This is a genomic window from Synechococcus sp. HK01-R (genome assembly GCF_014217855.1).
In the GTDB taxonomy this organism is placed as follows: Bacteria; Cyanobacteriota; Cyanobacteriia; order PCC-6307; family Cyanobiaceae; genus Synechococcus_C.
Genome location: NZ_CP059059.1, coordinates 177450 through 202167 on the forward strand (window position 1 = coordinate 177450; position 24718 = coordinate 202167).

31 protein-coding genes and 1 riboswitch are annotated in these 24718 nt (G+C 61.7%); of the genes, 15 read left to right on the forward strand and 16 right to left on the reverse strand.

The annotated features are described in order from the left end of the window. The first annotated feature begins 13 nt into the window (after positions 1-13). Positions 14-1153: an alanine dehydrogenase gene (gene ald, locus H0O21_RS01000; RefSeq protein WP_131456856.1), complete on the forward strand. Its 1140-nt coding sequence runs from the start codon at positions 14-16 to the stop codon at positions 1151-1153. A 21-nt stretch (positions 1154-1174) separates the two neighbouring features. On the opposite strand, the gene H0O21_RS01005 is transcribed toward ald, so the two are convergent. From H0O21_RS01005 to H0O21_RS01070, 14 genes are all read right to left on the reverse strand, one after another. Then, a complete protein-coding gene (locus H0O21_RS01005; RefSeq protein ID WP_185190099.1) occupies positions 1175-1639 on the reverse strand; it encodes a YchJ family protein in 465 nt (154 codons plus the stop codon). Then, entirely contained in the window at positions 1639-2718 is a 1080-nt protein-coding gene (locus tag H0O21_RS01010; RefSeq protein ID WP_185190100.1) for a DUF3326 domain-containing protein, read from the reverse strand. The genes H0O21_RS01005 and H0O21_RS01010 overlap by 1 nt, the downstream gene beginning before the upstream one ends. Next, positions 2715-2876, reverse strand: coding sequence for a hypothetical protein (locus tag H0O21_RS01015; RefSeq protein WP_164498759.1), 162 nt, complete (start codon positions 2874-2876; stop codon positions 2715-2717). Before H0O21_RS01015 ends, H0O21_RS01010 begins: the two co-directional genes overlap by 4 nt. Before the next feature lie 23 nt (positions 2877-2899). Beyond that, positions 2900-3235 carry a 2Fe-2S iron-sulfur cluster-binding protein gene (locus tag H0O21_RS01020; RefSeq protein ID WP_131456850.1) on the reverse strand — a complete coding sequence of 112 codons (336 nt, stop codon included), beginning with the start codon at positions 3233-3235 and terminating at the stop codon, positions 2900-2902. A gap of 38 nt (positions 3236-3273) precedes the next feature. Continuing rightward, entirely contained in the window at positions 3274-3981 is a 708-nt protein-coding gene (locus H0O21_RS01025; RefSeq protein WP_131456848.1) for a putative 2OG-Fe(II) oxygenase, read from the reverse strand. A 97-nt stretch (positions 3982-4078) separates the two neighbouring features. Further along, positions 4079-5029, reverse strand: coding sequence for a F0F1 ATP synthase subunit gamma (locus H0O21_RS01030; protein ID WP_185190101.1), 951 nt, complete (start codon positions 5027-5029; stop codon positions 4079-4081). Positions 5030-5042: 13 nt separating this feature from the next. Then, a complete protein-coding gene (gene atpA / locus H0O21_RS01035; protein ID WP_131456844.1) occupies positions 5043-6563 on the reverse strand; it encodes a F0F1 ATP synthase subunit alpha in 1521 nt (506 codons plus the stop codon). Positions 6564-6621: 58 nt separating this feature from the next. Beyond that, complete coding sequence (gene atpH / locus H0O21_RS01040) at positions 6622-7170, reverse strand: ATP synthase F1 subunit delta (RefSeq protein WP_131456842.1); 549 nt, start codon at positions 7168-7170, stop codon at positions 6622-6624. Next, positions 7170-7691 (reverse strand): F0F1 ATP synthase subunit B, encoded by a 522-nt coding sequence (locus H0O21_RS01045; protein ID WP_185190102.1) that lies wholly within the window; start codon positions 7689-7691, stop codon positions 7170-7172. The genes atpH and H0O21_RS01045 overlap by 1 nt, the downstream gene beginning before the upstream one ends. Then, positions 7691-8155, reverse strand: coding sequence for a F0F1 ATP synthase subunit B' (locus tag H0O21_RS01050; protein ID WP_131456838.1), 465 nt, complete (start codon positions 8153-8155; stop codon positions 7691-7693). The genes H0O21_RS01045 and H0O21_RS01050 overlap by 1 nt, the downstream gene beginning before the upstream one ends. Before the next feature lie 85 nt (positions 8156-8240). Then, positions 8241-8489 (reverse strand): ATP synthase F0 subunit C, encoded by a 249-nt coding sequence (gene atpE, locus H0O21_RS01055; RefSeq protein ID WP_006911576.1) that lies wholly within the window; start codon positions 8487-8489, stop codon positions 8241-8243. Positions 8490-8642: 153 nt separating this feature from the next. Then, entirely contained in the window at positions 8643-9371 is a 729-nt protein-coding gene (gene atpB / locus H0O21_RS01060) for a F0F1 ATP synthase subunit A (protein WP_131456836.1), read from the reverse strand. 22 nt (positions 9372-9393) lie between these two features. Beyond that, positions 9394-9777, reverse strand: a complete 384-nt coding sequence (locus H0O21_RS01065; RefSeq protein WP_370523065.1) for a hypothetical protein — start codon at positions 9775-9777, stop codon at positions 9394-9396. Between the two features lie 64 nt (positions 9778-9841). Continuing rightward, complete coding sequence (locus H0O21_RS01070; RefSeq protein WP_185190103.1) at positions 9842-11035, reverse strand: bifunctional 2-polyprenyl-6-hydroxyphenol methylase/3-demethylubiquinol 3-O-methyltransferase UbiG; 1194 nt, start codon at positions 11033-11035, stop codon at positions 9842-9844. 160 nt (positions 11036-11195) lie between these two features. On the opposite strand from H0O21_RS01070, the gene H0O21_RS01075 reads away from it, so the two are divergent. The 7 genes from H0O21_RS01075 to H0O21_RS01105 all read left to right on the forward strand — a co-directional run bounded on the left by H0O21_RS01075 (position 11196) and on the right by H0O21_RS01105 (position 19123). After that, complete coding sequence (locus H0O21_RS01075) at positions 11196-14156, forward strand: phycobilisome rod-core linker polypeptide (RefSeq protein WP_185190104.1); 2961 nt, start codon at positions 11196-11198, stop codon at positions 14154-14156. Positions 14157-14474: 318 nt separating this feature from the next. Further along, positions 14475-14960, forward strand: a complete 486-nt coding sequence (locus tag H0O21_RS01080; protein ID WP_185190105.1) for an allophycocyanin — start codon at positions 14475-14477, stop codon at positions 14958-14960. A 38-nt stretch (positions 14961-14998) separates the two neighbouring features. Next, entirely contained in the window at positions 14999-15487 is a 489-nt protein-coding gene (apcB, locus tag H0O21_RS01085) for an allophycocyanin subunit beta (protein ID WP_007098855.1), read from the forward strand. 4 nt (positions 15488-15491) lie between these two features. Further along, positions 15492-15692 (forward strand): phycobilisome linker polypeptide, encoded by a 201-nt coding sequence (locus H0O21_RS01090; protein ID WP_185190106.1) that lies wholly within the window; start codon positions 15492-15494, stop codon positions 15690-15692. A gap of 163 nt (positions 15693-15855) precedes the next feature. Then, a complete protein-coding gene (locus tag H0O21_RS01095) occupies positions 15856-17055 on the forward strand; it encodes an FtsW/RodA/SpoVE family cell cycle protein (RefSeq protein ID WP_255441175.1) in 1200 nt (399 codons plus the stop codon). Positions 17056-17123: 68 nt separating this feature from the next. After that, complete coding sequence (locus H0O21_RS01100; protein WP_236629698.1) at positions 17124-17792, forward strand: cytochrome c biogenesis CcdA family protein; 669 nt, start codon at positions 17124-17126, stop codon at positions 17790-17792. 35 nt (positions 17793-17827) lie between these two features. Further along, the gene (locus tag H0O21_RS01105) at positions 17828-19123 is read left to right on the forward strand and encodes a cytochrome c biogenesis protein ResB (RefSeq protein WP_185190108.1); all 1296 of its coding nucleotides are present in this window, start codon (positions 17828-17830) and stop codon (positions 19121-19123) included. Here the strand turns inward: H0O21_RS01105 and queF are convergent. Further along, positions 19095-19505, reverse strand: coding sequence for a preQ(1) synthase (queF, locus tag H0O21_RS01110; RefSeq protein WP_131456821.1), 411 nt, complete (start codon positions 19503-19505; stop codon positions 19095-19097). The two genes, H0O21_RS01105 and queF, sit on opposite strands and share 29 nt — an antisense overlap. Before the next feature lie 114 nt (positions 19506-19619). Then, positions 19620-19695: riboswitch (Glutamine riboswitch) on the forward strand. A 60-nt stretch (positions 19696-19755) separates the two neighbouring features. Here queF and H0O21_RS01115 point away from each other — a divergent pair. The 3 genes from H0O21_RS01115 (at position 19756) to H0O21_RS01125 (ending at position 20646) form a co-directional block, all read left to right on the forward strand. Then, the gene (locus H0O21_RS01115; protein ID WP_131456819.1) at positions 19756-19974 is read left to right on the forward strand and encodes a DUF4278 domain-containing protein; all 219 of its coding nucleotides are present in this window, start codon (positions 19756-19758) and stop codon (positions 19972-19974) included. A 69-nt stretch (positions 19975-20043) separates the two neighbouring features. Then, positions 20044-20271, forward strand: coding sequence for a hypothetical protein (locus H0O21_RS01120; protein ID WP_131595127.1), 228 nt, complete (start codon positions 20044-20046; stop codon positions 20269-20271). A 36-nt stretch (positions 20272-20307) separates the two neighbouring features. Next, a complete protein-coding gene (locus H0O21_RS01125; protein ID WP_131456815.1) occupies positions 20308-20646 on the forward strand; it encodes a P-II family nitrogen regulator in 339 nt (112 codons plus the stop codon). Between the two features lie 9 nt (positions 20647-20655). Here the strand turns inward: H0O21_RS01125 and H0O21_RS01130 are convergent, their stop codons facing one another. Next, positions 20656-21471 carry a TlyA family RNA methyltransferase gene (locus H0O21_RS01130; RefSeq protein ID WP_185190802.1) on the reverse strand — a complete coding sequence of 272 codons (816 nt, stop codon included), beginning with the start codon at positions 21469-21471 and terminating at the stop codon, positions 20656-20658. Positions 21472-21693: 222 nt separating this feature from the next. Between H0O21_RS01130 and H0O21_RS01135 the strand changes: the two genes are divergently transcribed. The 4 genes from H0O21_RS01135 (at position 21694) to fumC (ending at position 24709) form a co-directional block, all read left to right on the forward strand. Beyond that, entirely contained in the window at positions 21694-21834 is a 141-nt protein-coding gene (locus H0O21_RS01135; RefSeq protein WP_236629683.1) for a hypothetical protein, read from the forward strand. Positions 21835-21902: 68 nt separating this feature from the next. Continuing rightward, complete coding sequence (gene purB / locus H0O21_RS01140; RefSeq protein WP_185190109.1) at positions 21903-23198, forward strand: adenylosuccinate lyase; 1296 nt, start codon at positions 21903-21905, stop codon at positions 23196-23198. Positions 23199-23213: 15 nt separating this feature from the next. Continuing rightward, the gene (locus tag H0O21_RS01145; protein WP_131456811.1) at positions 23214-23315 is read left to right on the forward strand and encodes an adenylosuccinate lyase; all 102 of its coding nucleotides are present in this window, start codon (positions 23214-23216) and stop codon (positions 23313-23315) included. Further along, positions 23312-24709 (forward strand): class II fumarate hydratase, encoded by a 1398-nt coding sequence (fumC, locus tag H0O21_RS01150; protein WP_185190110.1) that lies wholly within the window; start codon positions 23312-23314, stop codon positions 24707-24709. The genes H0O21_RS01145 and fumC overlap by 4 nt, the downstream gene beginning before the upstream one ends. Positions 24710-24718 lie beyond the last annotated feature (9 nt).

Consider the following 24718-nt stretch of genomic DNA (forward strand, 5'->3'; position numbering starts at 1 on the left):
GATTCCGGCAGCCATGGCCCACTCCGTTCTCTCCGCCCCGATGGCGAGCATCGGGGTGCCAACCGAGATCAAGTCGGATGAGCAACGGGTCGCCCTGACCCCAGACGGTGCGCGGGAGCTGGTGATGCAGGGCCTTGAAGTGCGTGTGCAAAGCGGAGCAGGGGCTGGCGCCGGCATCAGCGATGACGCCTTTGCTGCCGCGGGTGCCCGGGTGGTGGACCGTGAGGAGGCCTGGGCCGCCCACCTGGTGGTGAAAGTGAAGGAACCGCAGGAGGAGGAATTCCCATTCCTGCGCGATGACATGGTGCTGTTCACCTACCTGCATCTGGCCGCCTACCCAAAGGTGGGTCAGGCGCTCCTCGATGCAGGCACCACCGGCGTGGCCTACGAAACCGTGCAGCTGGAGAACGGCAGCCTGCCGCTGTTGGCACCGATGAGCGAGATCGCCGGTCGGCTCGCAGCCCAGGTAGGTGCCCGGCTTCTGGAACGACCGAACGGTGGCCGTGGCGTACTGATCGGGGGCTGCACCGGGGTTCGTCCAGCACGGGTGGTGGTGCTCGGCGCCGGCACGGTGGGCTGGAATGCAGCGCGGCTTGCGGCGGCGATGGATGCAGAGGTGATGCTGCTGGATCGCTCCCCAGAACGGCTGCGCAGCCTGGAAGCCGACCGGCGCGGACGCCTGATGAGCGTGGTGAGCAGCCGGGGATTACTGGAGCGACTGGTGCCAACCGCAGACCTGCTGATTGGTGCCGTGCTCACACCAGGGGGCCGAGCACCGACCCTGGTGGACGAAGGCATGGTGCAGCAGATGAAACCGGGGTCAGTGATCGTGGATGTGGCGATCGACCAAGGGGGCTGCGTCGGGACCAGCCGGGAGACCACCCACACCGACCCAACCGTGACGATCCATGGGGTGCAGCACTACGCCGTGGGCAACATGCCTGGGGCCGTGCCTTTCACCTCCACCGAGGCCCTGGTCAGCGTGACACTGCCTTACATCCTCGGCATCGCTGGCCGCGGACTGGAGGAAGCCGTCACGGAGCGGCCCGAATTGCTTTCAGGCTTAAACACCGTGCAAGGCGCGGTCTGCCATCCCGGAGTCGCCAAAGCCCTGGGAGTGCCACCTCGCCACCCAATGGCCTGCCTGCGCTGACACGGGAACGGGACGACTTCGTTACGCCAGCGTACCGCCGGAATCCAAGATCAGTGGCTTGATGTAGAGCCACTCACCGCCGAGCTGCCTGTCTCTCCGCTGAAACAGGGAGGTTTCTTCCAGCACGCCCCGATGCCCTCCGACCTGGAAGCTGGCCTTGAACTGCACGGTCCCCTCCAGATCAGCGGAGCCTCCACGCTCCACTGCGATGATTTCGAGCCCTAGCCAACGGGTCTGGCGGCAGCTTTCGCGCAGATCCTTGCGGCGCTTTGCGAGGGGTTCCCCAGGGATGGGATGGGTCTGAATCAGATAGTCGAAAACGCCGCAGGCATAGGCGGCGTAACGGGAACGCATCAGCTGCTCTGCGGTCTGCGCCTGCTGCTCGCCACGATGCAGAGGGCGGCAGCAAGCGACAAAGGCCAGCCCAGAGCCACAGGGACAAAGCCTTGAGCCTGTGGCAGCCGCGAATCCGAAACCAGCCGCCATCACTCAAGCCGATGCAGCGAGGGGAATGGACGCTGCAAAGAGGCCGGTGCAATCCCCTCGCGAAGGGCCAGCACCAGCCCGGCTGCCTCCGCATAGGAGCTTGCTGATAAAAGCTCAGCGACACCCTCCAGCCCCAGGGCCGAAGCGCTGACCTTTAACAACGATGGGTTGGCCACTGCGATCACAGGGACCCTCCGTTCGAGGCAAGCGAGCACAGCCTCGCTTCCAAGGGCACCGTCCGGCACCACCACGGCACCCAATTGATCGGCGTGCAAGTCCTGGGGTTGAAGCTGAGTGCCTGAAGCGAGCAGCTGCGGAGCGCGACTCAATCCCACAAGCACGCAAGCCAGAAAGGTGTAGCCGAGCTCCTCGCCTGCAGCCCGCGGATCGAGCTGGGGATCGAGGGGCAAAGGCTGAACGGCTGGTGCATGGGCACAGGGGATCTGGAGATGACGCACCAGCAGATGGCTGATCACCGCCTCCGCACCGGCCAGCACATCCACGCCGCTGCCGTGGCGATAGGCCGCCAAGGCTTCGCTTTCGGGATCCTCGGGAAATCGGGCTACGACAGCGATGGCAGTAGCCCCAGCAGCCTTGAGCTGCTCGCCCGCTCTCAGCAGCGCATCCGGACGCTCAAGCGTGCCCCAGCTGATGCCACTGGCGCCAAGCTCCAGATGCACACCAAGCGGCACTTCGGTGGTCAGCACCGGGCCAATCTCCAGGCCAAGAGTGGCCCGGCAGCCTTCAGCCACCTGCAGATGACGCTCGCGCAACTCCGGCTCAATCCCGGCATCCAGCAGCAGGCCGATGCGCTGTTGCCGCACAGGCCTCAGGCTCCAAGTGCCTACAGCGAAACGATCGAGCCCGTAACCCTCCACGTAATGGATCCTTGGGTCGCGCCAGTAAAGGGCCGCGCCGTTCATCACATTCGGATGTGTGATCAAACAGCCGGATGCTGCCGCCAACAACCTGGCACTGGGCAGGGCATCACCGGCATAGCCACCGATGGCGCAGCCGATTCCAGTAGGAACCAACAGCAGAGTGGGCAGAGCATCCCCAGGAGCCAAGGCGGCACTCATGGGATCAGCACCGCCTCCACTTGCAACTGGAGCCCAGCCCCTGCGGCACTGGGCTCAGCGGCCGTAATGGCCCAGCGCAGGGGCTCACCGTGCACGCGCAGCTGATCGAGCAGCCATTGCCGCAGGCACTGGGCCTGCAGCTCAGCAGGTGCGCACATCGTCAAGCGAAGGGAGGTCAGCCTCACTTCTGATACTGCCCGAACTGCGCTTCATAGAGCGCATCTTCCTGGCCAGCCACCACCTTGAGATCAGAGCGGGGATAGGACACGCAGAGCAGCGCGAAACCGTCCTTGCGCAGCTCCTCCTTAACGCCCATCGCATCGGGCTGATGCACCTCACCCTCGCGGATCTGGGCTGCACAGGTGGTGCAAACCCCAGCGCAGCAAGAACTCGGAATCAGCACGCCAGCCGCTTCAGCGGCGGCGAGCACCGTCTGATCGGCGCTGCACTGAAAGGCATGCTGCTGCCCATCCAACTCAACCGTAATGGTGTAGGTGCCCGCAGTGGTGTCGCTCATCCTTGCTGCCAGAAGAAGTGCCAGGAGCCAGCATCCTCTCAGGGCACAGGCCGTTGACAGGAAGTCCAATGCGAGGGATCGGGCGCCAAGTATTCAGGTGGGAGCCCATCAGCGACGGCCGTCAGCACAAAGTCGAAGCTGATCGAGACCCGCAACGCATCCTCAACGCTGTTCTCAAGAACACTGTGCTCGAGCCGGGAGGGGAACAACACCAGCAGACCTGGCTGGGGGGCCAAGGTCCAGCGCGTCTGATTGTGCGGATGATCGAGCGCAATTGGCCCCCCGTGACCGACGGCCAGGCCGGGCACCAGTTCATTGAGCTGGTGGGGCGCATGCAAACAAAGCGCCCCCTCCTGGGCGGACCCATCACCGCTTAGATAAAGCACGGCACTGAGATGCGCATTCGGATGGTGGTGGCGTCCCACCACCTGCCCCCACTCACTCAACACCGGCCAGCAACGCTGCAGATGAAGGGAGACACGGGTGAGGTCGAACCCAGTCGCCTCGAGATAGCGCCAGGCCTGCTGGGTAACCCAATCGGCGAGCGGAGCCACATCGGTATGACGGTGCAGTTGCCAGATGCCATTCAGGTCCCCGGTCCAGGCACAACCTGGACTGGGATTCCCGCTCGCCTCTCCGCGTAGCTGATGCAGCGTCTGCAGCAGGCCGGCATGGTCAAGGGGATCGAGCGGCAAATGCTCGGTTGCCACCAACGTGGGGAAGAGGGGATGCAGTTGGAGAGCCATCGCTCCATCATCCAGCGCTGACAGTCAGCGCAAGAGACCATAAAAAAACCGGCCCCCAAGGGGACCGGTGAAGACTGATCGCTGGATTGCCGCAGGATCAGGCCATTGCTGCAGCACCGCCAACCACCTCAAGAATCTCCTGGGTGATGGCTGCCTGACGGGCCTTGTTGTAGTCAAGGGTCAAGGACTTGGCGAGAGCCTTAGCGTTGTCGCTCGCATTGTTCATGGCCGTCATGCGACTGGCCAGCTCTGAAGCCGCAGCTTCCTGCAGAGAGCGGAGGAGCTGATTCTGCAGATAAAGGGGCAACAGTGCATTGAGCAACTGCTCAGGACTCTGCTCAAACACGATGTCGGAGGGAACAGCAGGCTGGGTATTACCCGGACCAGTGCCGGTCTCGACGCGAAGCTGACCTTCCTTGGTCGTGAGGCGGAAGATCTCATCATCGGCCTCAGCAATTCCCTGAGGATCGAGGGGCAGCAAGGTCTGGACCACAGGCTTGCAGCTCACGAGGTTGATGAACTTCGTGTAGATGATCTCGACACGATCAGTGCTCTCCGAAAGGAACTCGGCAAACACTTCATTCGCAATCGAGCCGGCTTCATCAGCCGTTGGCACCTGTTCCAGACCGGTAAACGTGGCCTGGATCGGATAACTACGGTTGGTGAAGTAAGTGATGGCTTTACGGCCGATCAGCACCAAATCGACTTTGTAGCCCTGGGCCTTCAGTTCAGCGAAGCGCTGCTCGGTGCGCTTGATGATGTTGGTGTTGTAGCCACCGCAAAGGCCGCGGTCGCCGGTCACGGCCACCAGGGTGATGGACTCGACGGTGCGTTGCTCCAGCAGAGGGGCATCGGCATCTTCGAAGCGCATGCGGGCCTGAAGGTTCTCGAGCAGGCGTGCCAGCCGATCCGCAAAGGGACGGCTGCGCAGCACCTGCTCTTGAGCCCGGCGCACCTTGGCCGCAGCCACGAGACGCATGGCCTCAGTGATCTTGCGGGTGTTCTTGACCGATTTGATTCGGTCTCTGATCTCCTTGAGATTCGCCATGAGTGAAGATCCCTCAGTTGGCCGTGGCCAGCATGGTGGAGGTGACTTCAGCGATGGCCTCCTTGAGCATGGTTTCGGCCTCAGGGCTGAGAACCTTCTCATCCTGAATCTTCTGAATGAACTCAGGCTTATTGCTCTTGAGGTACTCGCGCAGCTCACGGGAGAACTGCACCACCTGATCCACGGGAACGTCGTCGATCAAACCCTTCACGCCGGCGTAGACGATGGCGACCTGCTCAGCCAGGATCAGCGGGCTGAACTGAGGCTGCTTGAGCAGTTCACGCAGACGCTTACCGCGGCCAAGCTGCTTTTGAGTGGCAGCGTCGAGGTCGGATGCGAACTGGGAGAACGCGGCGAGCTCGTCGAACTGTGCCAGCTCGAGCTTGAGGGTACCGGCAATCTTCTTAATGGCCTTGGTCTGGGCAGCACCACCAACACGGCTCACGGAGATACCAACGTTGATGGCGGGGCGAAGACCTGAGTTAAAGAGGTCGGAGCTCAGGAAGACCTGACCATCGGTGATCGAGATCACATTGGTCGGGATGTAGGCCGAGACGTCGCCGGCCTGGGTCTCGATGATCGGCAGGGCGGTCATGGAACCCTTGCCCATCGCATCAGACAGCTTGGCGGCACGCTCAAGCAAACGGCTGTGGCAGTAGAAAACGTCGCCGGGATAGGCCTCACGACCGGGCGGACGGCGGAGCAGCAGAGACATCTGGCGGTAAGCCTGAGCCTGCTTGGTGAGGTCGTCGTAAATCACCAGCGTGGCCTTGCCCTTGTACATGAAGTACTCAGCAATGGAGGCACCGGTGTAAGGAGCCAGATACTGGAGGGCTGCAGCTTCGGATGCGTTAGCAGCCACAACGACGGTGTAGTCGAGAGCGCCGCGCTCACGCAGGACTTCGACGACGTTGGCCACGGAAGCGGCCTTCTGGCCGACGGCCACATAAACGCAGACGACGTCCTGGTCCTTCTGGTTGAGGATGGTGTCGATCGCAATGGCGGTTTTGCCGGTCTGGCGGTCACCGATGATCAGCTCACGCTGACCGCGACCGATGGGGATCATCGCGTCAATTGCGGTGATGCCGGTCTGCATGGGCTCATGCACCGACTTGCGCTGGATGATCCCAGGGGCGGGGGATTCGATCAGGCGGGTTTCGGTGGTGGCCAGATCACCCTTCCCATCGATCGCGCGTCCGAGAGGATTCACCACGCGGCCGAGAAGAGCTTCTCCAACAGGAACTGAAGCAATCTTGCCGGTGGCGCGAACGGTGCTGCCCTCCTGGATGCCGTTGCCCTCGCCCATCAGCACGGCGCCGACGTTGTCGTCCTCAAGGTTGAGGGCGATGCCTTCGGTGCCGTCTTCGAACTCAAGGAGTTCACCGGCCATGGCCTGCTGCAAGCCGTACACACGGGCAATGCCGTCGCCAACCTGGAGGACGGTGCCCACGTTGCTGACCGATACGGACTTGTCGTAGTCCTCGATCTGCTGTTTGAGGATGGCGCTGATCTCGTCAGGACGGATGGAAACCATGGCGGGAAGTCCCTGCGGGGAGTGGTGGGTGGAGGAGCGATGAAGAGGGGTGGAAGGCTCAGCTCGCCTTGGCGAGCGACAAACCGAGTCGACGGACCTGACCGGCCAGGCTGGCGTCGATCACCTGGGAGCCCAGGTTCACAACGAATCCACCGATCAAACTGGGGTCAACGCTGAGGTCGATCTCGACCGTGCCGGATCCGACCATGGCCTGAACTTTGCTGGCCAGAGCAGCCTGCTGGTCATCGGTCAGGGCCTGAGCAGTGGCCACCTTGGCCAGAGAGATGCGGCGGGATTCCCGATAGAGGTCGAGATAGCGCAGCAGCACTGCATCAAACGCGGCCAAACGCTGACGATCTGCGAGCACCTTGAGAAGGTTGAGCAGAGAAGGCTTCAACTGATCACTCAAGAGAGTGGTGAGGGCCTTTTTCTTACTTTCAGGCTCGAGCACTGGAGAGGTCATCGCATCCCGGAGCTCGGCGGACTGGTCCCAGAGAGCGAGTAACTGCTTGCACTGGACTGCCACATCATCGGATTCCTTACGAGAATCCGTCACCTGAAGCAGAGCTTCGGCGTAAGGAGTGGCCAGGGAGTTGAGAAGGGGCATCAGGCGTCCTCCAGATTGGCAATGGAGGCATCAATGAAACGGGCTTGGCCCTGTTCATCGAGGCGACCAGGGAGATCAGCCAAAACCTTGTCGATGGCGGCAAGAGCCGCTTGACGACGGAGCTGTTCGGTGAGGCGGGCACCCTCAGCATTGAGATCAGCAAGGGCATCCTGTTTCAGGGCAGCCATCGCTTCGATCGTGCGCTTCTCACCATCCAGACGGATGGCTTCGGCTCGCGCCTTGCCGTCTGCACGGATCTGCTCGGCTTTTTGCTGAGCAGCAGCCAAATCGGCCTGGGCCTTAGCCAGTTCAGCCGTCGCAGTTTTCAGACGGGTCTCGGCATCCTCAAGGTCGTGAAGGATTGCCTGACGGCGACGCTCCAGGATTCCACCGAGGAAGCCCTTAAGGAACCAACCGAGAACACCGATCACGATGACCAGGTTGATCAGGTTGGTTTCGAGTGGATTGAGGTTGATCCCAAATCCACCTTCGGAAGCAAGCAGGGAAAGAGAGAACATCATCACGCTGCCAGAAGTCGTTGAATGATCTGGGAGCTGAGCTGATCGACCTGAGCCATCAGCTTGGCCTGCGCTCCTTCGCGCTGGGCCTCGATCTCTCGGCGAGCCTGCTCGCGGGTGCGATTGGCTTCTGTCTCAGCCGTGGCCAGAGCCTCGCGGTAGAGACGATCAACTTCCTGTTCGGCTTCGACAATGGCGGCTTGAGCCGCCTGACGAGCACCGCGGAGCTGATCGGTGAGATCGGCTTCCAGACGCTGAACCTGAGCCAGCTTCTGCTTGGCATCGGCACGGCTGGTGGAGATGTAACCCTCACGATCTTCCACGACCTTGCCGACCGGACGGAAGAAGAGGGAATTAAGCAGGAAGGTGAGGAGCACCACCTGAACCGCCATCAGCGGAAGGGTGGCATCGAGGTCAAAGAGACCTCCCTCCGGTACCCCTGCTTCAGCGAGCAGAAGCCAGGTCATGGAAGAGGAGCGCTGGGTGGAAGCGGGACAATGGATTCAGAAAAAGACTGGAGGAATCGCTAAGCGCGATTCCTCCAGACCTGAATCAGCCGGCGAAGGGGTTGGCGAACAGGAGCACCAGAGCCACAACCAGGCCGTAGATGGTCAGAGCTTCCATGAAGGCCAGGGAGAGCAGCAGGGTGCCGCGGATCTTGCCTTCAGCTTCGGGCTGGCGGGCGATCCCTTCCACAGCCTGGCCGGCTGCGGTGCCCTGGCCAATGCCAGGACCGATGGCGGCGAGGCCCACCGCGAGAGCGGCGGCCAGGACGGAGGCGGCGGAGGTCAGATCACTCATTGGTGGAAAGCGGTTGGGGTTGCGCAGGATGAGCGCGGAAAGGGCAGGGCGCGCCCGGGACACTCTTCCGAGGAAGAGTGGGCCCGGTTCCACCCGGACCTGCGCGCGAAGTGTTTAGCAGATCGCCGGGGACCGGCGAAAGGATGAAGCGGCCTAGTGGGCCTCTTCGTGCACAGCCTCACCGATGTAATTGGCGGCGAGAGTGGCAAAAATCAGAGCCTGAATGGCGCTGGTGAACAAGCCGAGGAACATGGCCGGCAGGGGCACGAGCACCGGCACGAGGAAAGCCAACACTGCCACAACCAGTTCGTCAGCCAGGATGTTTCCAAACAGACGGAAGGAGAGTGACAGGGGCTTGGTGAAGTCCTCGATGATCTTGAACGGGAGCATGATCGGCGTGGGCTCCACGTAGTACTCGAAGTACCGGAGGCCTTTGCGGCTCAGGCCCGCATAGAAATAAGAGAGCGACACCAGCAGGGCCATGGCCACGGTGGTGTTGATGTCAGCGGTGGGAGCGCCGAGCTCACCATTGGGCAGTTCGATCAGACGCCATGGGATGAGAGCACCGCCCCAGTTGCACACAAAGATGAACAGGAAGAGGGTGCCCACAAACGGGAGCCAGTCGCGATAAGCCTTTTCGCCGATCTGCTCCCGAGCCAGATCCCGCAGATAGTCCCAGAGAAACTCCAGAAGGTTCTGCACGCCACGGGGGTCACGCTCCATTTTGCGGGTACCGCTGACCACGAGAGCCAGAAGCAAGCCGATCACAACCCAGGAGCTCAGAAAGACCTGGCCGTGAAGATTGAGATTGCCGATCTGCCAGTACAGATGCTGGCCCACCTCCAGTTCGGCGAAAGGAAGGGGGAAGGGCAACAGAGCCATGAATGCAGGGGGTTGCGCGGACTCAGGCGTCTGTGACGGCCTGAAGGATCAGGGCAGGCTTGTAGAGAAGAAAACCAAGAAAGGCAGGAAGCAGCTCCAGCTGGGGGAGGCGCGAGGAAGCCACAATCAGCAACATCGGCACCACGAGCTGAAACCGACCCACCTGACGGGATCCTCCGCCGAGCCGGGCCACGCTGCGGGCGAGCAGACGCAGGTAGAGAAGACCAGCGCACGCTCCGACCAACAGGCTGCGGGCCACATGAAGATCGAACCGGAGCGCTGCCACGAGGGCTGCAGCCAAAGAAACGATCAAGGTGACCAGCATCAGGCGACGTTGCAGACGCGCGTAATCCTCCATACCGTTGTCTGGAGAGGTGATTTCCCCATTCAGATCGGTGGAAGGCACTGTCTGCAAATAACACCTGAGAAAGCGCGCGGAATCTATCACGCGCTACAGACGGAAAACCGACTCAGGGGTGCAGCAGCAGCAGGCGCTGATCCATCAACCCCCTCACAAGGCTGAGGGTCTGATCACCGAAACCCAACTGGCCAAGAGGCGTCTCGGGATGCTGCTCAATGGCTTGAAGCAGTGCCAATGCATCCTGATCAATGCTGAGGGGCTCAAGGTCGGGGCCCAGCATGCTGGTGGATGGCCAGCCCCACAGACAGGGCTGCCGCTCCGCACGGGCAGCAAGCAACGCTTCAGGGTCATCCCAAACGCGTTTCTCCACAGGGGTGGAGCTCACAAAGAATTCGAAATGACTGATGTCTGGATCGAGCTCTTCCACCAAAAGCCACTGCTCAAGGGGAGACAAACGCAGGGCTCGCTCCAGCAATTCCCCCTGAAGCAGGCGGGCAGGATCCCAGACCGATGGATTCGAAAATCCGGCGAAATGGAGACCCGATGCCTCGATGTAGGCCATCAGACGCCGCAGGTTGTAGCTCGTTTCCTGAGGGTGCAGGTACATGTCGGCAAAGTTGGCGTCGGCAGCACAATCCACCGACCAGCGCTGCTCGTGATGACGCCTTAAGCGGTTGTCGTCAGGGAGGTGATCAAACAATTCGCGCCCCAGCTCCAGGCCCTCGGAGCCCGTACCGACAGCCAGCTGCGACAGAGCCCTCTGCACACGATGGATTTCCCAGCGGCCACCATCGGCGTACAGGAACAGATGCAACAGGCCCTTGTCGCTTAAACGCTCACCGAGGGCTTGGAGACCGGCGGAGGGATCATCGAGGTGGTGAAGCACCCCCACCGAATTGATGTAGTCGAATTGTCCCTCTGCCTGCAGGTCGAGAAGGCTGCGCTGCTCCTGGCGCAATGACGCCACCACATCCGCCGCTCCAGAACGCCGCAGCCTCTCCCTGGCCACATCGAGGGCTCCGGGGCTGATGTCAACCGCAAGAACGTGCGCTCCAGGATTGAGGTGGCAGAGGTAATCGGTGGTCACACCGGTGCCACAGCCGGCATCAAGGATGTGGGGCGGCCCAGCCTTGGCCTCCGATGGAGGCACGAACCCATACACCGCCTGATGCACGCTCTTGAGGTTCCAACGCCAGTTGTATCCAGGCGGAGGGCCATCCTGAAGCGGGTCGCCTGGATAGGGGAAACGGTCATAGAAGGCGCTGACAACGGGGGTTGCAGCGTCCGTGGAGGTGTTGGGCATCGATCGTGTCGAACCGGTGAGGCGAGGGTGGTGAGCCGAGCATTTCATGGCTGAGCCCCCAGTCAGGCCCTGGATCTCCATCCCTGCAAATATTTGTTCATGAGGGCGAAGAAGCCCGAGAGACGAGCCGTAATGTGACCCGATCTGGCTTGATTCGTTCATGACCGTGACCGCCAGCAGCGGCAGCCCAAGGGTCTCGCCTCAGCTCTTCGACACCCTGCCGCTCTCGAGCGTTCGACAGGCTGAGCAGCAAGATCGCTTCCCCGAAGGCGGCGAGCTTGACAATCTGATTACGTTTTTCCGCAGCGGTCAGGATCGTCTTCAAGCAGCAGAACTGATCTCCACCAACGCTGAAGCGATCGTGGCTCGCGCGGCCAACCGGATTTTCGCTGGCGGCACCCCTCTCTCGTTCCTAGAAGAGCCGCTGAGCCGCGGCGAAAACACCCAGGCAGACGGCACCGTGTTGGCCGCTGACCAGGTCGCCTTCCAGCGCTCTGTTCAGACATTCACCGGGGCCAGCGCCACGGTGCAGAAAGGCAACGCCCTCACCCGTCTGCTGCGCGGTAACAACGAAGATGCCGATGTCAGGGTTGTTCTTCCGACAGGCTTCTCCCCCATCAGCGTGGCCAAATATGGCCCCGAACGGATGCGTAAATCCGTTCGCGATATGGGCTGGTTCCTTCGCTACGTGGGCTACGCGCTCGTGGCCGGCGACCCGAGCATCCTTGCGGTGAACACCCGCGGACTCAGAGACGTCCTCGAAAAGGGTTGTTCGCTGGCCGCCACCAATGTGGCGCTGCAGGAAATGCGTGCTGCCGCCGCATCACTCCTGGGCGACCGCCCCGAAGCGCGGCGAATGACGATCGACTGCTTCAACGTGCTGCTCAAGGAGCTGGCTGTTGCCACTCCTTCCACCCGTCAGAGACTCGGCAGCCCACAACGGCAGGGCCTGCAGTTGCCCGCGATCTACGCTCTCGCGGCCCAAGGCAAAGCACCGCGTTACTCCCTCAAAACCGGGATGAGCGGCAACGAACGCCAAGAAATCGTTCGCGCCGCCTACCGGCAAGTGTTTGAACGCGACATCGCCAAGGGCTACTCCCAGGCCCCCTGTGCCGCTGAGGCATCTCAGCTCGTGCAAGGCAAGATCTCCATGCGTGAATTCATTCGCGCCCTTGGCCGGTGCAAGGAATACCGGCAGCAGTTCCACGACCGGTTCGTCAACAGTCGGGTGGTGGAGCTGGCTTACCGCCACTTCCTCGGTCGAGGCATCAGCTCCCTGGAGGAATTCCGCACCTCCTTCGCCATCCTGAGCGATCAAGGCCTCAACGGCCTGGTGGATGTGCTGGTGAACTCCGGCGAGTACGCGCAAACCTTTGGGGAGGAGACGGTTCCCTTCCTGCGCGATCTGGGTGAAGAAGCTCAGGAAAGTGCGGGCTGGGGATCCAACCGCAAGTTGTTCCGCTTCAGTGCGCCATTCGAAGGAGCACCGCAGTACGTCACTCTCTACGCCTCCTACCGCCAACCCCTCGCCGACCAACACGTTTACGGAGGCGGCAACGACCCCGTTGGCAATCAATACGGAGCCATCTTCCCCAGCGCCACGGCCACCGTCAGCACCCGCCCGGCTCCCTACGGCTACGACACCCGTCGGCTCCTCATCAGCAATGGCATGGCGTCGCCAGGCCAAATGGACAGCGCTCAGTTCCGCAGCAGCCGTCCCCGCAAGGTGGGACCCAGGGTGATGCGCCTGCAGCAAATCGCCACCGGTGGAGCAGCCGTTCCCAAACGGGGCGGCCAACCCAGCATCCGAAACACCGAATCCAGCACTCAAGCTGTGATCAATGCGGTGTATGTGCAAGTGCTCGGCAACGCGGGTTACGCCGGCGAGCGCATGGGCGCCAGCGAAACGCAGCTTGAAAATGGCGATCTCTCGCTGCGCGACTTCGTTCGTGCAGTGGCACGATCCGATGCCTTCCGCCGCCGCTACTGGGATGGGCTGTACATCACCAAAGCGATTGAAGTGATGCATCGACGCCTGCTGGGCCGTCCCACCTTTGGCCGGTGGGAAATTGACGCTCTGTTCGACACAGCAGCTCGCAAAGGTTTCTACGGGCTCGTCGATGCCTTGATCGACAGCAAGGACTATCAAGACAGCTTCGGGGAAGACACCGTTCCCTACGAGCGGTTCATCACGCCCAAAGACGTGAACACGCGCCGAGTCCCCACCTGGAAGCGTGAGCTCAACACAGCTGAGCTGATGGATCCGACGCCTCAAATCAGGCCCAATGTGCGCCCCAAAGCAGGCTTCCGCAGCAGCGGTGACATCACCGCACGCAATCTCAAGCCCGCCGCAGCCGTCAAGGGCACCTGGACCGCATCGATCAGCACCAACGCCCCCGACCCACGCTGGGTAGCCCTACGGGCGACCCGTCCAAGCTTCGGCACATCAGCGGCAGCCGCAACCCCCTCCGCCGCGATCAGCACGGGCACACCAGGTGCACGCAGCTTCAGCCGCTCCACCTTCCAGGTGCCCCACAGCCGCAGTGCCCAGCCGGACGTTCCCGGCGCGCGCCTCGCCAAAGCTCTGCGGGCCACCAACGCAGATGGGTTCCGCCGTCGTGAGGGATTGGCTGCAGCGATCACGCTCAAGCCCCCTTACAACGAGGGCGAACTCCAAGCCGCCATCGACACCACCTACCGGCAGCTGATCAACAGAATCCCCCTGGAATCGGAGCGCCTGCTGTCTGCGGAGTCACGCCTGCGCAATCAAGACATCGACATGGGCGGTTTCATCGAAGCCGTTGCCCTCAGCCCCACCTACCAAGACCAGCTGGCACGCATGGCACCACTGCGGTCGGCCTCGGCTGCATGCCTTGACCTGCTTGGCCGCGCCGGCACACCTGCAGAGGTGGCCGACTTCCTGCAGATCCGAGCCACCGCCGGTCAGCCCGCTGCAGTGCAGTCACTCCTGAAGCGACGTGGCGCGGAGAAAGCCGATCAAGCTCCAAGCATCCAGGGGCTGAACACCCGCCCTGGCCAAAGCCAGGAGACGGTGACCAAAACCGCATCGCTCTATCGAGGCAATGCCGCCATTAACCCCGACAACAACCCAGCGATTTAATTCACAAAACCGCCACGGCATTGTTAACAGCCAAACCTCCCCCGTTTACGGGGGAGGTTTTTATATGTCTACGCACGAAATATTGACAGCAATCAGCCAAGAGATAGGCGCGCGAAGAGAAGCATTAACAACCCCCCAAAAGCATTGCAGCGCAATCGATTACACCGAAAAGAGAGGGCGTGAAGAACTGTTACCACCGCGCCAAGTTCTGCAAAGGACTCGCGCAGAATGACCTGGCGATCGGTCAAACTGGTCGCGTCAACCACTCACCGGATCTCGGCCTCCCTCGGGCGGCCGCGCTTTTCGAGGCAGAACTGCATGAGCATCGTCTCCAACTCGATCATCAACGCGGACGCCGAAGCCCGCTATCTCAGCCCTGGCGAACTCGACCAGATCAAGGCTTTCGTCGGTGGCGGCCAGCGCCGTCTCCGCGTCGCCCAGGTTCTCTGCGAGAGCCGTGAGCGCATCGTTAAGCAAGCAGCTGGTCAGCTATTCCAGAAGCGCCCCGACGTCATCTCCCCAGGCGGCAACGCTTACGGCGAAGAAATGACCGCCACCTGCCTGCGCGACATGGATTACTACCTGCGCCTGGTGACCTACGGAGTCGTCGCCGGCGACGTCACCCCCATTGAAGAGATCGGCGTCATCGGCGCGAAAGAGCTGTATCGCTCCCTGGGCACTCCTCTGGAAGCCATGGCCTCGGCCGTGCGTGAAATGAAGATCGTGGCCATGGGCCTCCTCACCGGCGCCGACGCTGAAGAAGCCGGCACCTACTTCGACTACGTGGTGGGCGCTCTCGCCTGATCCCTCGTCACTGCCATTCACGCAACTACTGAGTATTCATGCAAGACGCCATCACCAACGTCATCAACAAGTCCGACGTTCAGGGCTTGTATCTCGACACTGCCTCGATGAGCAATCTCGAGCAGTATTTCGCCAGCGGTGAGCTCCGTGTGCGTGCAGCTGCCACCATCAGCGCCAACGCTTCTGGAATCATCCGCGACGCCGTCGCCAAGGCACTGCTCTACTCGGACATCACTCGTCCTGGTGGAAACATGTACACCACCCGTCGCTATGCAGCCTGCATCCGCGACCTCGACTACTACCTGCGTTATTCGACCTACGCCATGCTGGCGGGTGACACCTCCATCCTCGATGAGCGTGTCCTCAACGGCCTCAAGGAGACCTACAACTCCCTGGGCGTGCCCATCGGTGCCACCGTTCAGGCCATCCAAGCCATGAAGGAAGTGGTTGCAGGCCTGGTCGGTCCTGATGCCGGTAAGGAAATGGGTGTCTACCTCGACTACATCTGCTCTGGCCTCGGCAACTGAGCCCATGCGCTTGTTCAAAGTCACCGCCTGCATTCCCTCACCTGAAAAGGTGCGGACGCAGCGCGAATTACAGAACACCTTCTTCACGAAATGGGTTCCCTACGAGAGCTGGTTCGCTGAGCAGCAGCGCATCATGAAGCAAGGGGGGCGGATCCTAAAAGTTGAGCTCTGCAGCGGTCGCCCTCAGGTGAACGTCGGCAACTGAACCTGAAGCCTCCTCAGATTCTTGAAAAGCCCGGTCAGAGACCGGGCTTTTTTGTCTTCTACGACTTGGCAAAATCCCCTTGAGACGGCTGAATGGAGCATCACCATTTGTCTCTCCTTCCTTGACCAGCACCAGTGCGATTTCCAGAAGGAAACCACGCACCGTGACAACAGCGGTCCAGGGGCCGTTCCTGCAACGCCAGCTGCCACTGGATTGGTCGCTCTGGCCTGCGGAGGCCAGGCTGCTGATCAGCCTCACGGCAATCTGGAGCCTGGCGGGACTGCTGGTGCTCGCGTCCGCCAGCTGGTGGGTTGCCAGCCGGGAAATGGGAGAAGGGGCTTACTACCTCAAGCGACAGATCATCTGGATGGTGGCCAGCTGGGGACTCTTAGCCACCGCAATCAGCACTGACCTTCGGCGCTGGATGAAGCTCGCCGGCCCGGCTCTCTGGATCGGCACCCTGCTTGTCGCGGCCACCCTCGTGTTCGGCAGCACCGTGAATGGTGCGAGCCGCTGGCTCGTCATCGGCCCTCTTCAGATCCAACCGTCGGAACTCGTCAAACCATTCGTGGTGCTTCAGGCCGCGAACCTCTTTGCCCATTGGAAACGGAGCGCTCCTGATCAAAAGCTGCTCTGGCTGGGCAGCTTCGCGGCTTTGATTCTGCTGATCCTCAAACAACCGAACCTGAGCACAGCAGCTTTGACGGGCCTACTCCTCTGGCTCATGGCATTCTCTGCCGGGCTACGCCTGCGCACCTTGTTCGGTACCGCCCTGGCGGGCGCCGCCTTGGGAGTCAGCAGCATCATGATCAACGAATACCAGCGTCTACGGGTGATCTCGTTCCTGGATCCCTGGCAGGACCCCCAGGGAGATGGCTATCAACTGGTGCAGAGTCTGCTCGCCATCGGTTCAGGGGGGCTGTTCGGCCAGGGTTTCGGACTCTCGACCCAGAAGCTGCAGTATCTGCCCATTCAGAGCACAGATTTCATTTTTGCCGTCTACGCAGAGGAGTTCGGCTTCATCGGCTCGTTGATGCTGCTGATGTTCCTGATGTTGATCGGCTTCATCGGCCTGCGCGTCGCCCTGCGCTGCCGGAGTAACCAGGCCAGGCTGACGGCGATCGGATGCACCATCCTGCTGATTGGCCAGTCGCTGATGAACCTGGCCGTCGCCTCTGGAGCCATGCCCACAACGGGACTGCCGTTACCGATGATCAGCTATGGGGGCAACTCTTTGATGTCGAGTCTTTTGATCGCCGGCCTTCTGATCCGTTGCTCCCTTGAATCCAGCGGTCTGGTCGGAGGTCGCAGGCTGAAACAAAACGGGGGGCGGAGGCACCAGCCAAGGCGGCCCTCTCGATAAGGTGACGATCAACCTCCGAGGCAGCCATCAACCTCGATCTTGCCGGTCTTGCACAGAGCAGTGAGCAGCTGCTGACCCAGGCCCTGACCCACCCTGGGCCCATCACCCTTGGCTTGGTCTTTGCCGGTGGCGCACTCACGAGCCTCGGTCCCTGCTCTCTTTCCCTGCTTCCCGTCACTCTGGCTTACCTAGCGGGGTTTGAAGGCCGCCAAAGCCCTTGGCAGCGAAGCCTGCTCTTCTGCAGCGGGATTGTTGTTGCACTCGTGCTGCTGGGCAGCCTCAGCGGCCTGCTGGGGAGGATCTACGGCCAGGTGCCGAATGCCGTGCCGACAGTGGTCGCGGTGCTTGCTGTGGTGATGGGGCTTAACTTGCTTGGTCTCCTGCGGGTGCCTCTTCCTGCAGGACCGGACCCGACCCAGTGGAGCCGCCGTATACCGGCCCCCTTGGCACCAGTGGCTGCTGGCCTCGCCTTCGGATTGGCCGCCTCCCCCTGCACAACCCCGGTACTCGCTGTTCTGCTCGGATGGATCGCCACCAGCGGCAGCCCCTTGATCGGCATGCTGCTGCTCACCTGTTTCGGTTTCGGCCAGGTGCTTCCGCTGCTGCTGGCAGGAAGCGCAGCAGCGAGCGTTCCCAACCTGCTGGCCCTACGCCCAATCGGCCGCTGGGTGCCACCGGTGAGCGGCGTGGTACTCATCACCACCGGTGCACTCACCCTGCTCTCGCGCTGGCTGTGAACCAGCCATGACCTGACACCCATGACCCCTCAGCCATGACAGCGCTTCGACGTCTGGCAGCTCTGCTATCCGATCTACGGCTGGCCATTGCGCTGCTGCTGCTGATCGCGATCGCCAGTGCCTTCGGCACCATCCTTCCTCAGGGGGAAGATCCTGCGCTTTACCTCGATCGCTTTAACAACGATCCCTGGCTGGGACTGATCAACGGCGATCGAATGCTCGCCCTCCAGCTGGATCATGTTTACAGCAGCTTCTGGTTTCTCAGTCTTCTCGGCTGGCTCGGGCTGGCCTTAATCCTCTGCAGCTGGCGACGCCAATGGCCCGCTCTCCAGACCGCCCTCCGTTGGATTGATTACCGCGAACCGCGTCAGCTCAGCAAACTGGCCCTGGCCGAGAGCCTGAGCCTCGATGACGCGAGCACGGGGCTCCGACGGCTGGCGAGCAGCCTCAGGGAGCGTGGTTGGCAAGTTCAGGAGCACGGGGAACGTTTCAGTGCACGCCGGGGAGTGGTAGGCCGCGTTGGCCCGCTACTTGTGCACACGGGGCTTGTCCTGCTGATGCTGGGTGCCGCCTGGGGGGCACTGGCTGGTCATCGCCTCGAGCGCTATCTGGCACCTGGGCGCAGTCTCGACCTTCTGAATCGCCAGGGAGAGAGCCAGCTCACCCTCACCCTCGAGCAGTTCGCGATCGAAAGGGATCCCGCTGGGCGGCCCGAGCAGTTCCGCTCGGTTTTAGAGCTTCAGGCGCCTAACGACGCCAGCCCCTCCATCCACGAGATCAGCGTCAACCACCCACTCCGTTTTCGCGGGATGACGGTGTATCAGGCCGACTGGTCACTGGCGGCAATCACGGTGCAATTGGGCAACAGCCCAAGGCTGCAACTTCCTCTGCAGACCTTTCCGGAACTCGGAGATCAGCTCTGGGGTCTGGTGCTCCCCACCCGGCCGGATGGCAGCGAACCAGTGCTTCTAGCCCTCAGCACCGAAGAGGGCCCTGTGCAGGTGTTTGGCAGCGGCGGCGACTCCTTGGCCAATCTGCGCCCAGGGGGGGCGGCAGCAGAAATCAATGGTCTGCCGCTGCGTGTGTGGGACGTGATGCCAGCCAGCGGTCTGCTGCTGAAACGTGATCCTGGAGTCCCTCTGGTCTATGCAGGCTTTGCTATCACCCTGCTGGGGGGCGGCCTGAGCCTGGTGGCCACCCGTCAGCTCTGGGCCATCCTTGACCCCGAAGGCAGGAAGCTGCATGTGGGCGGCCTCTGCAATCGCAACCTGGGGGGCTTCGCCCGGGAGCTGCCGGAGCTCATCAGCAAGGCTGGCGGCTGCCGTGACTGACACGTACGACGGTGTGCACATTGCCGCGGGGGTGGAAATCTGCCTCCAGCTGCATCCAGACCGGATCACAGGCCGCCACAAGATCATCAAGGATCCTGTTGGCCACCTCTTCATGGGAGATGGTGCGATCGCGATAGCTGTTCACATAAAGCTTGATGGCCTTCAGCTCCACCACCCGGGGACCGGGTTGGTAGAGCAAACGCAAAACCGCGAAATCCGGATATCCCGAGAAGGGGCAGAGACACGTGAATTCAGGTAGTTCAATCGCCACCTCATAGGGACGCCCAGGACGGGGATTGTCGAAGCAAATCAACTCGGCCTCGGCGATGGCACGCTCGCCATAGAGGGGAGTGCGGGTGGTTTCAGAGGCGGAGGAAGCCAAGACACAAGGCGCGAAGTGATCACCACGCTACAAACTCACAAAAGCTTCACAAACAAAGAGCGAAACTGTTCACTATGAACAGCAGTTTTGAGATACAACATTCTTGAAGGACAAAACGTTGAGCTTGGTCGGCGCTTCGGCGCCGGTCGACCAGCCGGAAGTAGCCCTCCGCAAGGCGAAGCAACGCTCCTTCCATCGAAGCGGTCCCCGATTCGCTCGGGTGAACTCCCATCCCTTCGAGGTTCCAACCATGTCTGTCAAACAACGCACTTATCGAGGCGTCGCTTATGACGCCAACCAACACGAGCAGCCAAGCCAAACCAAGGTCGATCACACCTACCGCGGTCAGCATTACGAGGCTCCGCTCCGCCATGAGTCCGCCGATGCCGACGCCAGTGTCGAGCTGCACTACCGCGGCAACACCTATCAGCACAGGCAAGCGGAAGCCAGCCAGCAGGCCAACCGCTGATTCGGTCGCAAAAGGCACAACTGTTGCCTGGGCGCCACGCCGTAATGGAGTGGTCGCTCAGGCTTTTTCATGGATCTCTGCCTGTACAGCTCCGAAAGCTCCATCCGGCTCCGACCGGGCAGTATCCACGGCATGCTCTGGTTGCAGACGCATTTCGAGAGCGAACACTGGTCGCTACTGGCCGATGGCTTGGTGACCCTTCCCCCCGCCGATGCCGACGCCCTAAGCGCCGATGCAAGTGCGGCAGGTCTGCAACTGACGTACCTGCCAGCCCTGTCGCCATCCGGCCAGATCTGACACACTTTCCTTACTCAACACCCACCGCCCCAGGTCATGAAAAAAGTCGAGGCGATCATCCGCCCCTTCAAGCTGGAAGACGTGAAATTGGCCCTTGTCAATGCCGGCATCGTTGGCATGACTGTGAGTGAAGTGCGTGGTTTCGGTCGCCAGAAAGGCCAAGTGGAGCGCTATCGGGGATCTGAGTTCACGGTGGAATTCCTCCAGAAGCTGAAGATCGAGGTCGTTGTCGATGACGCCCGCGTCGACACGGTCGTCACCGCCATCGCCGATGCCGCGAAAACCGGCGAAATCGGCGATGGCAAGATTTTCATTTCACCTGTCGACACAGTGGTGCGCATCCGCACCGGGGACCGCGACGGCTCGGCACTCTGAAGCAGTCTTCTAGAGCCCCAGGGTTGCCCTTGCCAGCGCCTGCAAGCTTTCAGCTGTAGGCATCTGCACTGGGGCTCCCTGGGCGAGCCAAAGCAAATATTCGTGGTTTCCAGCCGGACCGGTGATCGGTGATGCCACGAGACCATGGGGGTTCCAACCCAGTGGTGATGCTGCATCGATCACCCCAATCAGGGCATCCCGATGGGCATCAGGGTCCCGCACCACACCTCCTTTACCGACCCGTTCCCGACCCACCTCAAACTGAGGCTTCACCAACAACACCGCCTCCGCTTTCGTCGGATCCAGCAGGCCCCGTAGTGCTGGAAGCACTAGGCCCAGAGAGATGAACGACACATCGGCGACCGCCAATGTGGGCCTGGGGTCATCCACATCGAAGAGCTCGTCTGGCGTGAGACGACGCAGGTTTGTTCGTTCCCTCAGCACCACCCGCTCATCCGTTCGCAAGCTCCAGGCCGTCTGCCCGTAGCCCACATCAATGCCGTACACCTTGGCGGCCCCGTGCTGCAGGAGGCAGTCGGTGAAACCACCCGTGGAGATCCCGCCATCCAGGCAGATGCGTCCATCCAATTGCAAAGGGAAAGCTTCCAGAGCCGCAAGCAACTTGTCGCCACCCCTGGAGACGAAGCGAGGGGGCTGTTCGACGATCACCTCAAGATCAGGGGCGACCTCGACACCAGGTTTGTCCAGGAGTTGTCCATGGACATCCCGCACCCGACCTGCACGGATGAGCTGCTGGGCCTGCTGACGCGAAGGCACCAGGCCAAGGGTCAGCAGATGCAGATCCAGTCGTTGTTTACGGGCCATTTCGTCATAAAAGCAGAGGAGAAAACGGAACAAAAACCAGGGTTCCTCCCGGAGCGGCGGTGACCACCAGGAAGATCGTTCCAAGCCGCCCGCAAGGACGTGTCAGCCCATCAGCCCCCCCGCTCCAAGAAGCGCATCAGGACATCCCCTCGCCCACATCTGCGGGGCCTGCCAAGCGTCGAGCCAAACCGCGTCCTTGAACTGCTCCCCCCCGGCACTTTCGTGACCATCGACAATCACCCGAGCGATCTGCCTCCCTTTCAGGTGATCGAATGCCGTGGAGGGCGTTGCTGGGTGCGCCAGCAGGCCTGGGGGCAACACGTGCAGTGGGAAGTGGAGCATCAACGCCTGACGTCGGCCTAAGAGACGTGCTCCTCCTGAGCAACCCAGCCCAGGCCATACATTGGTGAGGTCGTTGCCACGCGCTGGCCTTGATCGAGAGATACACCCTGCCTGAGATGGGCGCGCTCTGGACTGACCGGGCGAAATATCAGAGCTGGCTCGATGTAGAGGTCGCCGCCTGCGAAGCCAACTGCAGCCTTGGCCGTGTGCCAGAAGACGCCATGCAGGACATTCGCACGAAATCGGCCTTCGAGCCGGAGCGAATCCTGGAGATCGAGGCCGAAGTGCGTCACGACGTGATCGCTTTCCTCACGAATGTGAATGAACACGTCGGCGATGCGGGTCGCTACATCCACGTGGGCATGACCAGCAGCGATGTGCTGGACACTGGCTTGGCTCTGCAACTGAAAGCATCGGTGGCTCTGCTGCGTCAGGAGCTAGCCGCCCTGGATGCAGCCATCGCCAAGTTGGCCTCTGAGCACAAGTCCACGGTGATGATCGGCCGCTCCCACGCGATTCATGGGGAACCGATCACCTTCGGATTCAAGCTGGCCGGCTGGCTCGCGGAGACCCGTCGCAATGCCGATCGCCTCGAGCGGCTGGAAAAGGATGTGGCCGTAGGCCAGATCAGCGGCGCCATGGGCACCTACGCCAACACGGATCCTGAAGTTGAACGCCTCACCTGCGAGCGCCTCGGCCTCACTCCAGACACCGCCAGCACCCAGGTGATCTCCCGTGATCGTCACGCCGATTACATCCAAACTTTGGCCCTCGTCGGCGCCTCGCTCGACCGATTCGCGACCGAGATCCGCAACTTGCAACGGACTGACGTTCTTGAAGTGGAAGAGAGCTTTGCCAAAGGGCAGAAGGGCAGTTCCGCCATGCCCCACAAGCGCAATCCAATCCGCAGCGAACGCATCAGCGGCCTCGCGCGGGTGCTGCGGAGCTACGTAGTAGCCGCTCTCGAGAACGTCGCCCTCTGGCATGAACGCGACATCAGCCACAGTTCCACCGAGCGGATGATGCTTCCCGACTGCTCGGTGACACTGCACTTCATGCTGCGGGAGATGACGGCCGTTGTCGCCGGTCTGGGGGTCTATCCCGACAACATGCGTCGCAACATGAACGTGTATGGCGGCGTGGTCTTCAGCCAACGCGTGCTTCTTGGCTTGGTGGATGCCGGGATGAGCCGAGAGGATGCCTATCGGGTGGTTCAGCGCAACGCCCACACCGCCTGGAACAGCAACGGCGGCGACTTCCGGGCCAACCTGGCGGCAGATCCTGAAGTCACTGACAAACTCAGCGCCGAGCAGCTAGCTAACTGCTTCAGCACAGATCTACACCAGTCCAATCTCGGCGTGATCTGGGAGCGACTGGGACTCTGACGCCCTGAACGCTGCATGTTCTGGACCCCCTACGCAGACTGGATCTATGTGGTGGTGAGCGTCAGTGGCTTGCTGCTGATCATCGCCATGGTGCTCAGGCCCAATCCAAAACGATGACGAACACCACCAGGATCGAGACCGACAGCATGGGGCCGATTGCGGTTCCCACCGAGGCTCTTTGGGGAGCCCAGACCCAGCGCTCGCTCCAGAATTTCGCCATCAGCCAAGACACTGTTCCCCTGGAACTGATCCACGCCCTGGCACGGATCAAACAGGTGGCCGCCGTGGTGAACACCCGCCTGGGCGTTCTCGATCAGGAGCGTTGCGCTCTGATTGTGGAGGCGGCGGCGGCGGTCGCCGAAGGCCAGCACGATGCCCACTTCCCCTTACGGGTCTGGCAGACCGGCAGCGGCACCCAGACCAACATGAACCTCAATGAGGTGATCAGCAATCTCGCGGCCCTATCCGCTGGCGAGCCCATGGGGAGCCACAGGCCGGTGCATCCGAATGATCACGTCAATCGTTCGCAATCGACCAATGACGCCTTCCCGGCCGCCATCCACGTTGCAACCGCCGAAGGGATCAGCCGTCGCTTAGTGCCTGAACTGCAACGACTGCACGAGGCCTTGGCCAAGAAAGCCGACGCCTGGAACGGGATTGTGAAAATCGGCCGCACCCACCTGCAGGACGCGGTACCGCTCACCCTGGGCCAGGAAGTGTCCGCCTGGCGCGACCAGATCGGCACAGCGACCGAGCGGATCGATGCCTGCCTCGCCGAAGTGCTGCCTCTCCCCCTTGGCGGCACGGCCGTGGGCACAGGCCTGAACGCACCCGATGGCTTTGCAGAGCAGGCCGCCGCCGAGCTTGCACGCCTCACCGGCCTGCCCTTCCGCTCAGCGCCAAACAAATTTGCCGTGATGGCCAGCCATGACGGCCTGGTGCATGCCATGGGTCAGCTGCGGCTGCTGGCGGTGACACTGCTGAAGATCGCCAACGACATCCGCTTGCTGGCTTGCGGCCCCCGCGCCGGCCTGGCCGAACTCCATCTGCCGGAAAACGAACCCGGCAGCTCGATCATGCCCGGCAAGGTGAATCCCACCCAGTGCGAGGCAATGGCGATGGTGTGCACCCAGGTGATCGGTCTCGATGCCGCTGTGGCCATGGCGGGAGCCGGTGGCCACCTGCAGATGAACGTCTACAAACCGCTGATCGGCTTCAATCTGCTCCAGGCGATCACCCTGCTCACGGATGCCTGCCGCTGCTTCCGGGTGGCGATGGTGGAAGGGATGGAACCGAACCTCAGCCGCATTCAACGCGACGTCGAGCAATCCCTGATGCTCGTGACGCCCCTGGCACCGGTAATCGGTTACGACAAAGCCAGTGCCATCGCCAAATATGCCCATGAGCAGGGAACGAGCCTTCGCGATGCCGCCCTGGAGCTGGGCTACGTCAGCGCTGATGATTTTGACCGGATCGTGGATCCGGCCGCGATGACCGTGCCGCACGGATAACCCCTGAAG

Bases quoted from the DNA above. Each gene is read 5' to 3' on its own strand.
- ald (WP_131456856.1), top strand. From the start codon at position 14: ATGGCCCACTCCGTTCTCTCCGCCCCGATGGCGAGCATCGGGGTGCCA.
- H0O21_RS01005 (WP_185190099.1), bottom strand. From the start codon at position 1,639: ATGGCGGCTGGTTTCGGATTCGCGGCTGCCACAGGCTCAAGGCTTTGT.
- H0O21_RS01010 (WP_185190100.1), bottom strand. From the start codon at position 2,718: ATGAGTGCCGCCTTGGCTCCTGGGGATGCTCTGCCCACTCTGCTGTTG.
- H0O21_RS01015 (WP_164498759.1), bottom strand. From the start codon at position 2,876: ATGTGCGCACCTGCTGAGCTGCAGGCCCAGTGCCTGCGGCAATGGCTG.
- H0O21_RS01020 (WP_131456850.1), bottom strand. From the start codon at position 3,235: ATGAGCGACACCACTGCGGGCACCTACACCATTACGGTTGAGTTGGAT.
- H0O21_RS01025 (WP_131456848.1), bottom strand. From the start codon at position 3,981: ATGGCTCTCCAACTGCATCCCCTCTTCCCCACGTTGGTGGCAACCGAG.
- H0O21_RS01030 (WP_185190101.1), bottom strand. From the start codon at position 5,029: ATGGCGAATCTCAAGGAGATCAGAGACCGAATCAAATCGGTCAAGAAC.
- atpA (WP_131456844.1), bottom strand. From the start codon at position 6,563: ATGGTTTCCATCCGTCCTGACGAGATCAGCGCCATCCTCAAACAGCAG.
- atpH (WP_131456842.1), bottom strand. From the start codon at position 7,170: ATGCCCCTTCTCAACTCCCTGGCCACTCCTTACGCCGAAGCTCTGCTT.
- H0O21_RS01045 (WP_185190102.1), bottom strand. From the start codon at position 7,691: ATGATGTTCTCTCTTTCCCTGCTTGCTTCCGAAGGTGGATTTGGGATC.
- H0O21_RS01050 (WP_131456838.1), bottom strand. From the start codon at position 8,155: ATGACCTGGCTTCTGCTCGCTGAAGCAGGGGTACCGGAGGGAGGTCTC.
- atpE (WP_006911576.1), bottom strand. From the start codon at position 8,489: ATGAGTGATCTGACCTCCGCCGCCTCCGTCCTGGCCGCCGCTCTCGCG.
- atpB (WP_131456836.1), bottom strand. From the start codon at position 9,371: ATGGCTCTGTTGCCCTTCCCCCTTCCTTTCGCCGAACTGGAGGTGGGC.
- H0O21_RS01070 (WP_185190103.1), bottom strand. From the start codon at position 11,035: ATGCCCAACACCTCCACGGACGCTGCAACCCCCGTTGTCAGCGCCTTC.
- H0O21_RS01075 (WP_185190104.1), top strand. From the start codon at position 11,196: ATGACCGTGACCGCCAGCAGCGGCAGCCCAAGGGTCTCGCCTCAGCTC.
- H0O21_RS01080 (WP_185190105.1), top strand. From the start codon at position 14,475: ATGAGCATCGTCTCCAACTCGATCATCAACGCGGACGCCGAAGCCCGC.
- apcB (WP_007098855.1), top strand. From the start codon at position 14,999: ATGCAAGACGCCATCACCAACGTCATCAACAAGTCCGACGTTCAGGGC.
- H0O21_RS01090 (WP_185190106.1), top strand. From the start codon at position 15,492: ATGCGCTTGTTCAAAGTCACCGCCTGCATTCCCTCACCTGAAAAGGTG.
- H0O21_RS01105 (WP_185190108.1), top strand. From the start codon at position 17,828: ATGACAGCGCTTCGACGTCTGGCAGCTCTGCTATCCGATCTACGGCTG.
- H0O21_RS01115 (WP_131456819.1), top strand. From the start codon at position 19,756: ATGTCTGTCAAACAACGCACTTATCGAGGCGTCGCTTATGACGCCAAC.
- H0O21_RS01120 (WP_131595127.1), top strand. From the start codon at position 20,044: ATGGATCTCTGCCTGTACAGCTCCGAAAGCTCCATCCGGCTCCGACCG.
- H0O21_RS01125 (WP_131456815.1), top strand. From the start codon at position 20,308: ATGAAAAAAGTCGAGGCGATCATCCGCCCCTTCAAGCTGGAAGACGTG.
- H0O21_RS01130 (WP_185190802.1), bottom strand. From the start codon at position 21,471: ATGGCCCGTAAACAACGACTGGATCTGCATCTGCTGACCCTTGGCCTG.
- H0O21_RS01145 (WP_131456811.1), top strand. From the start codon at position 23,214: ATGTTCTGGACCCCCTACGCAGACTGGATCTATGTGGTGGTGAGCGTC.
- fumC (WP_185190110.1), top strand. From the start codon at position 23,312: ATGACGAACACCACCAGGATCGAGACCGACAGCATGGGGCCGATTGCG.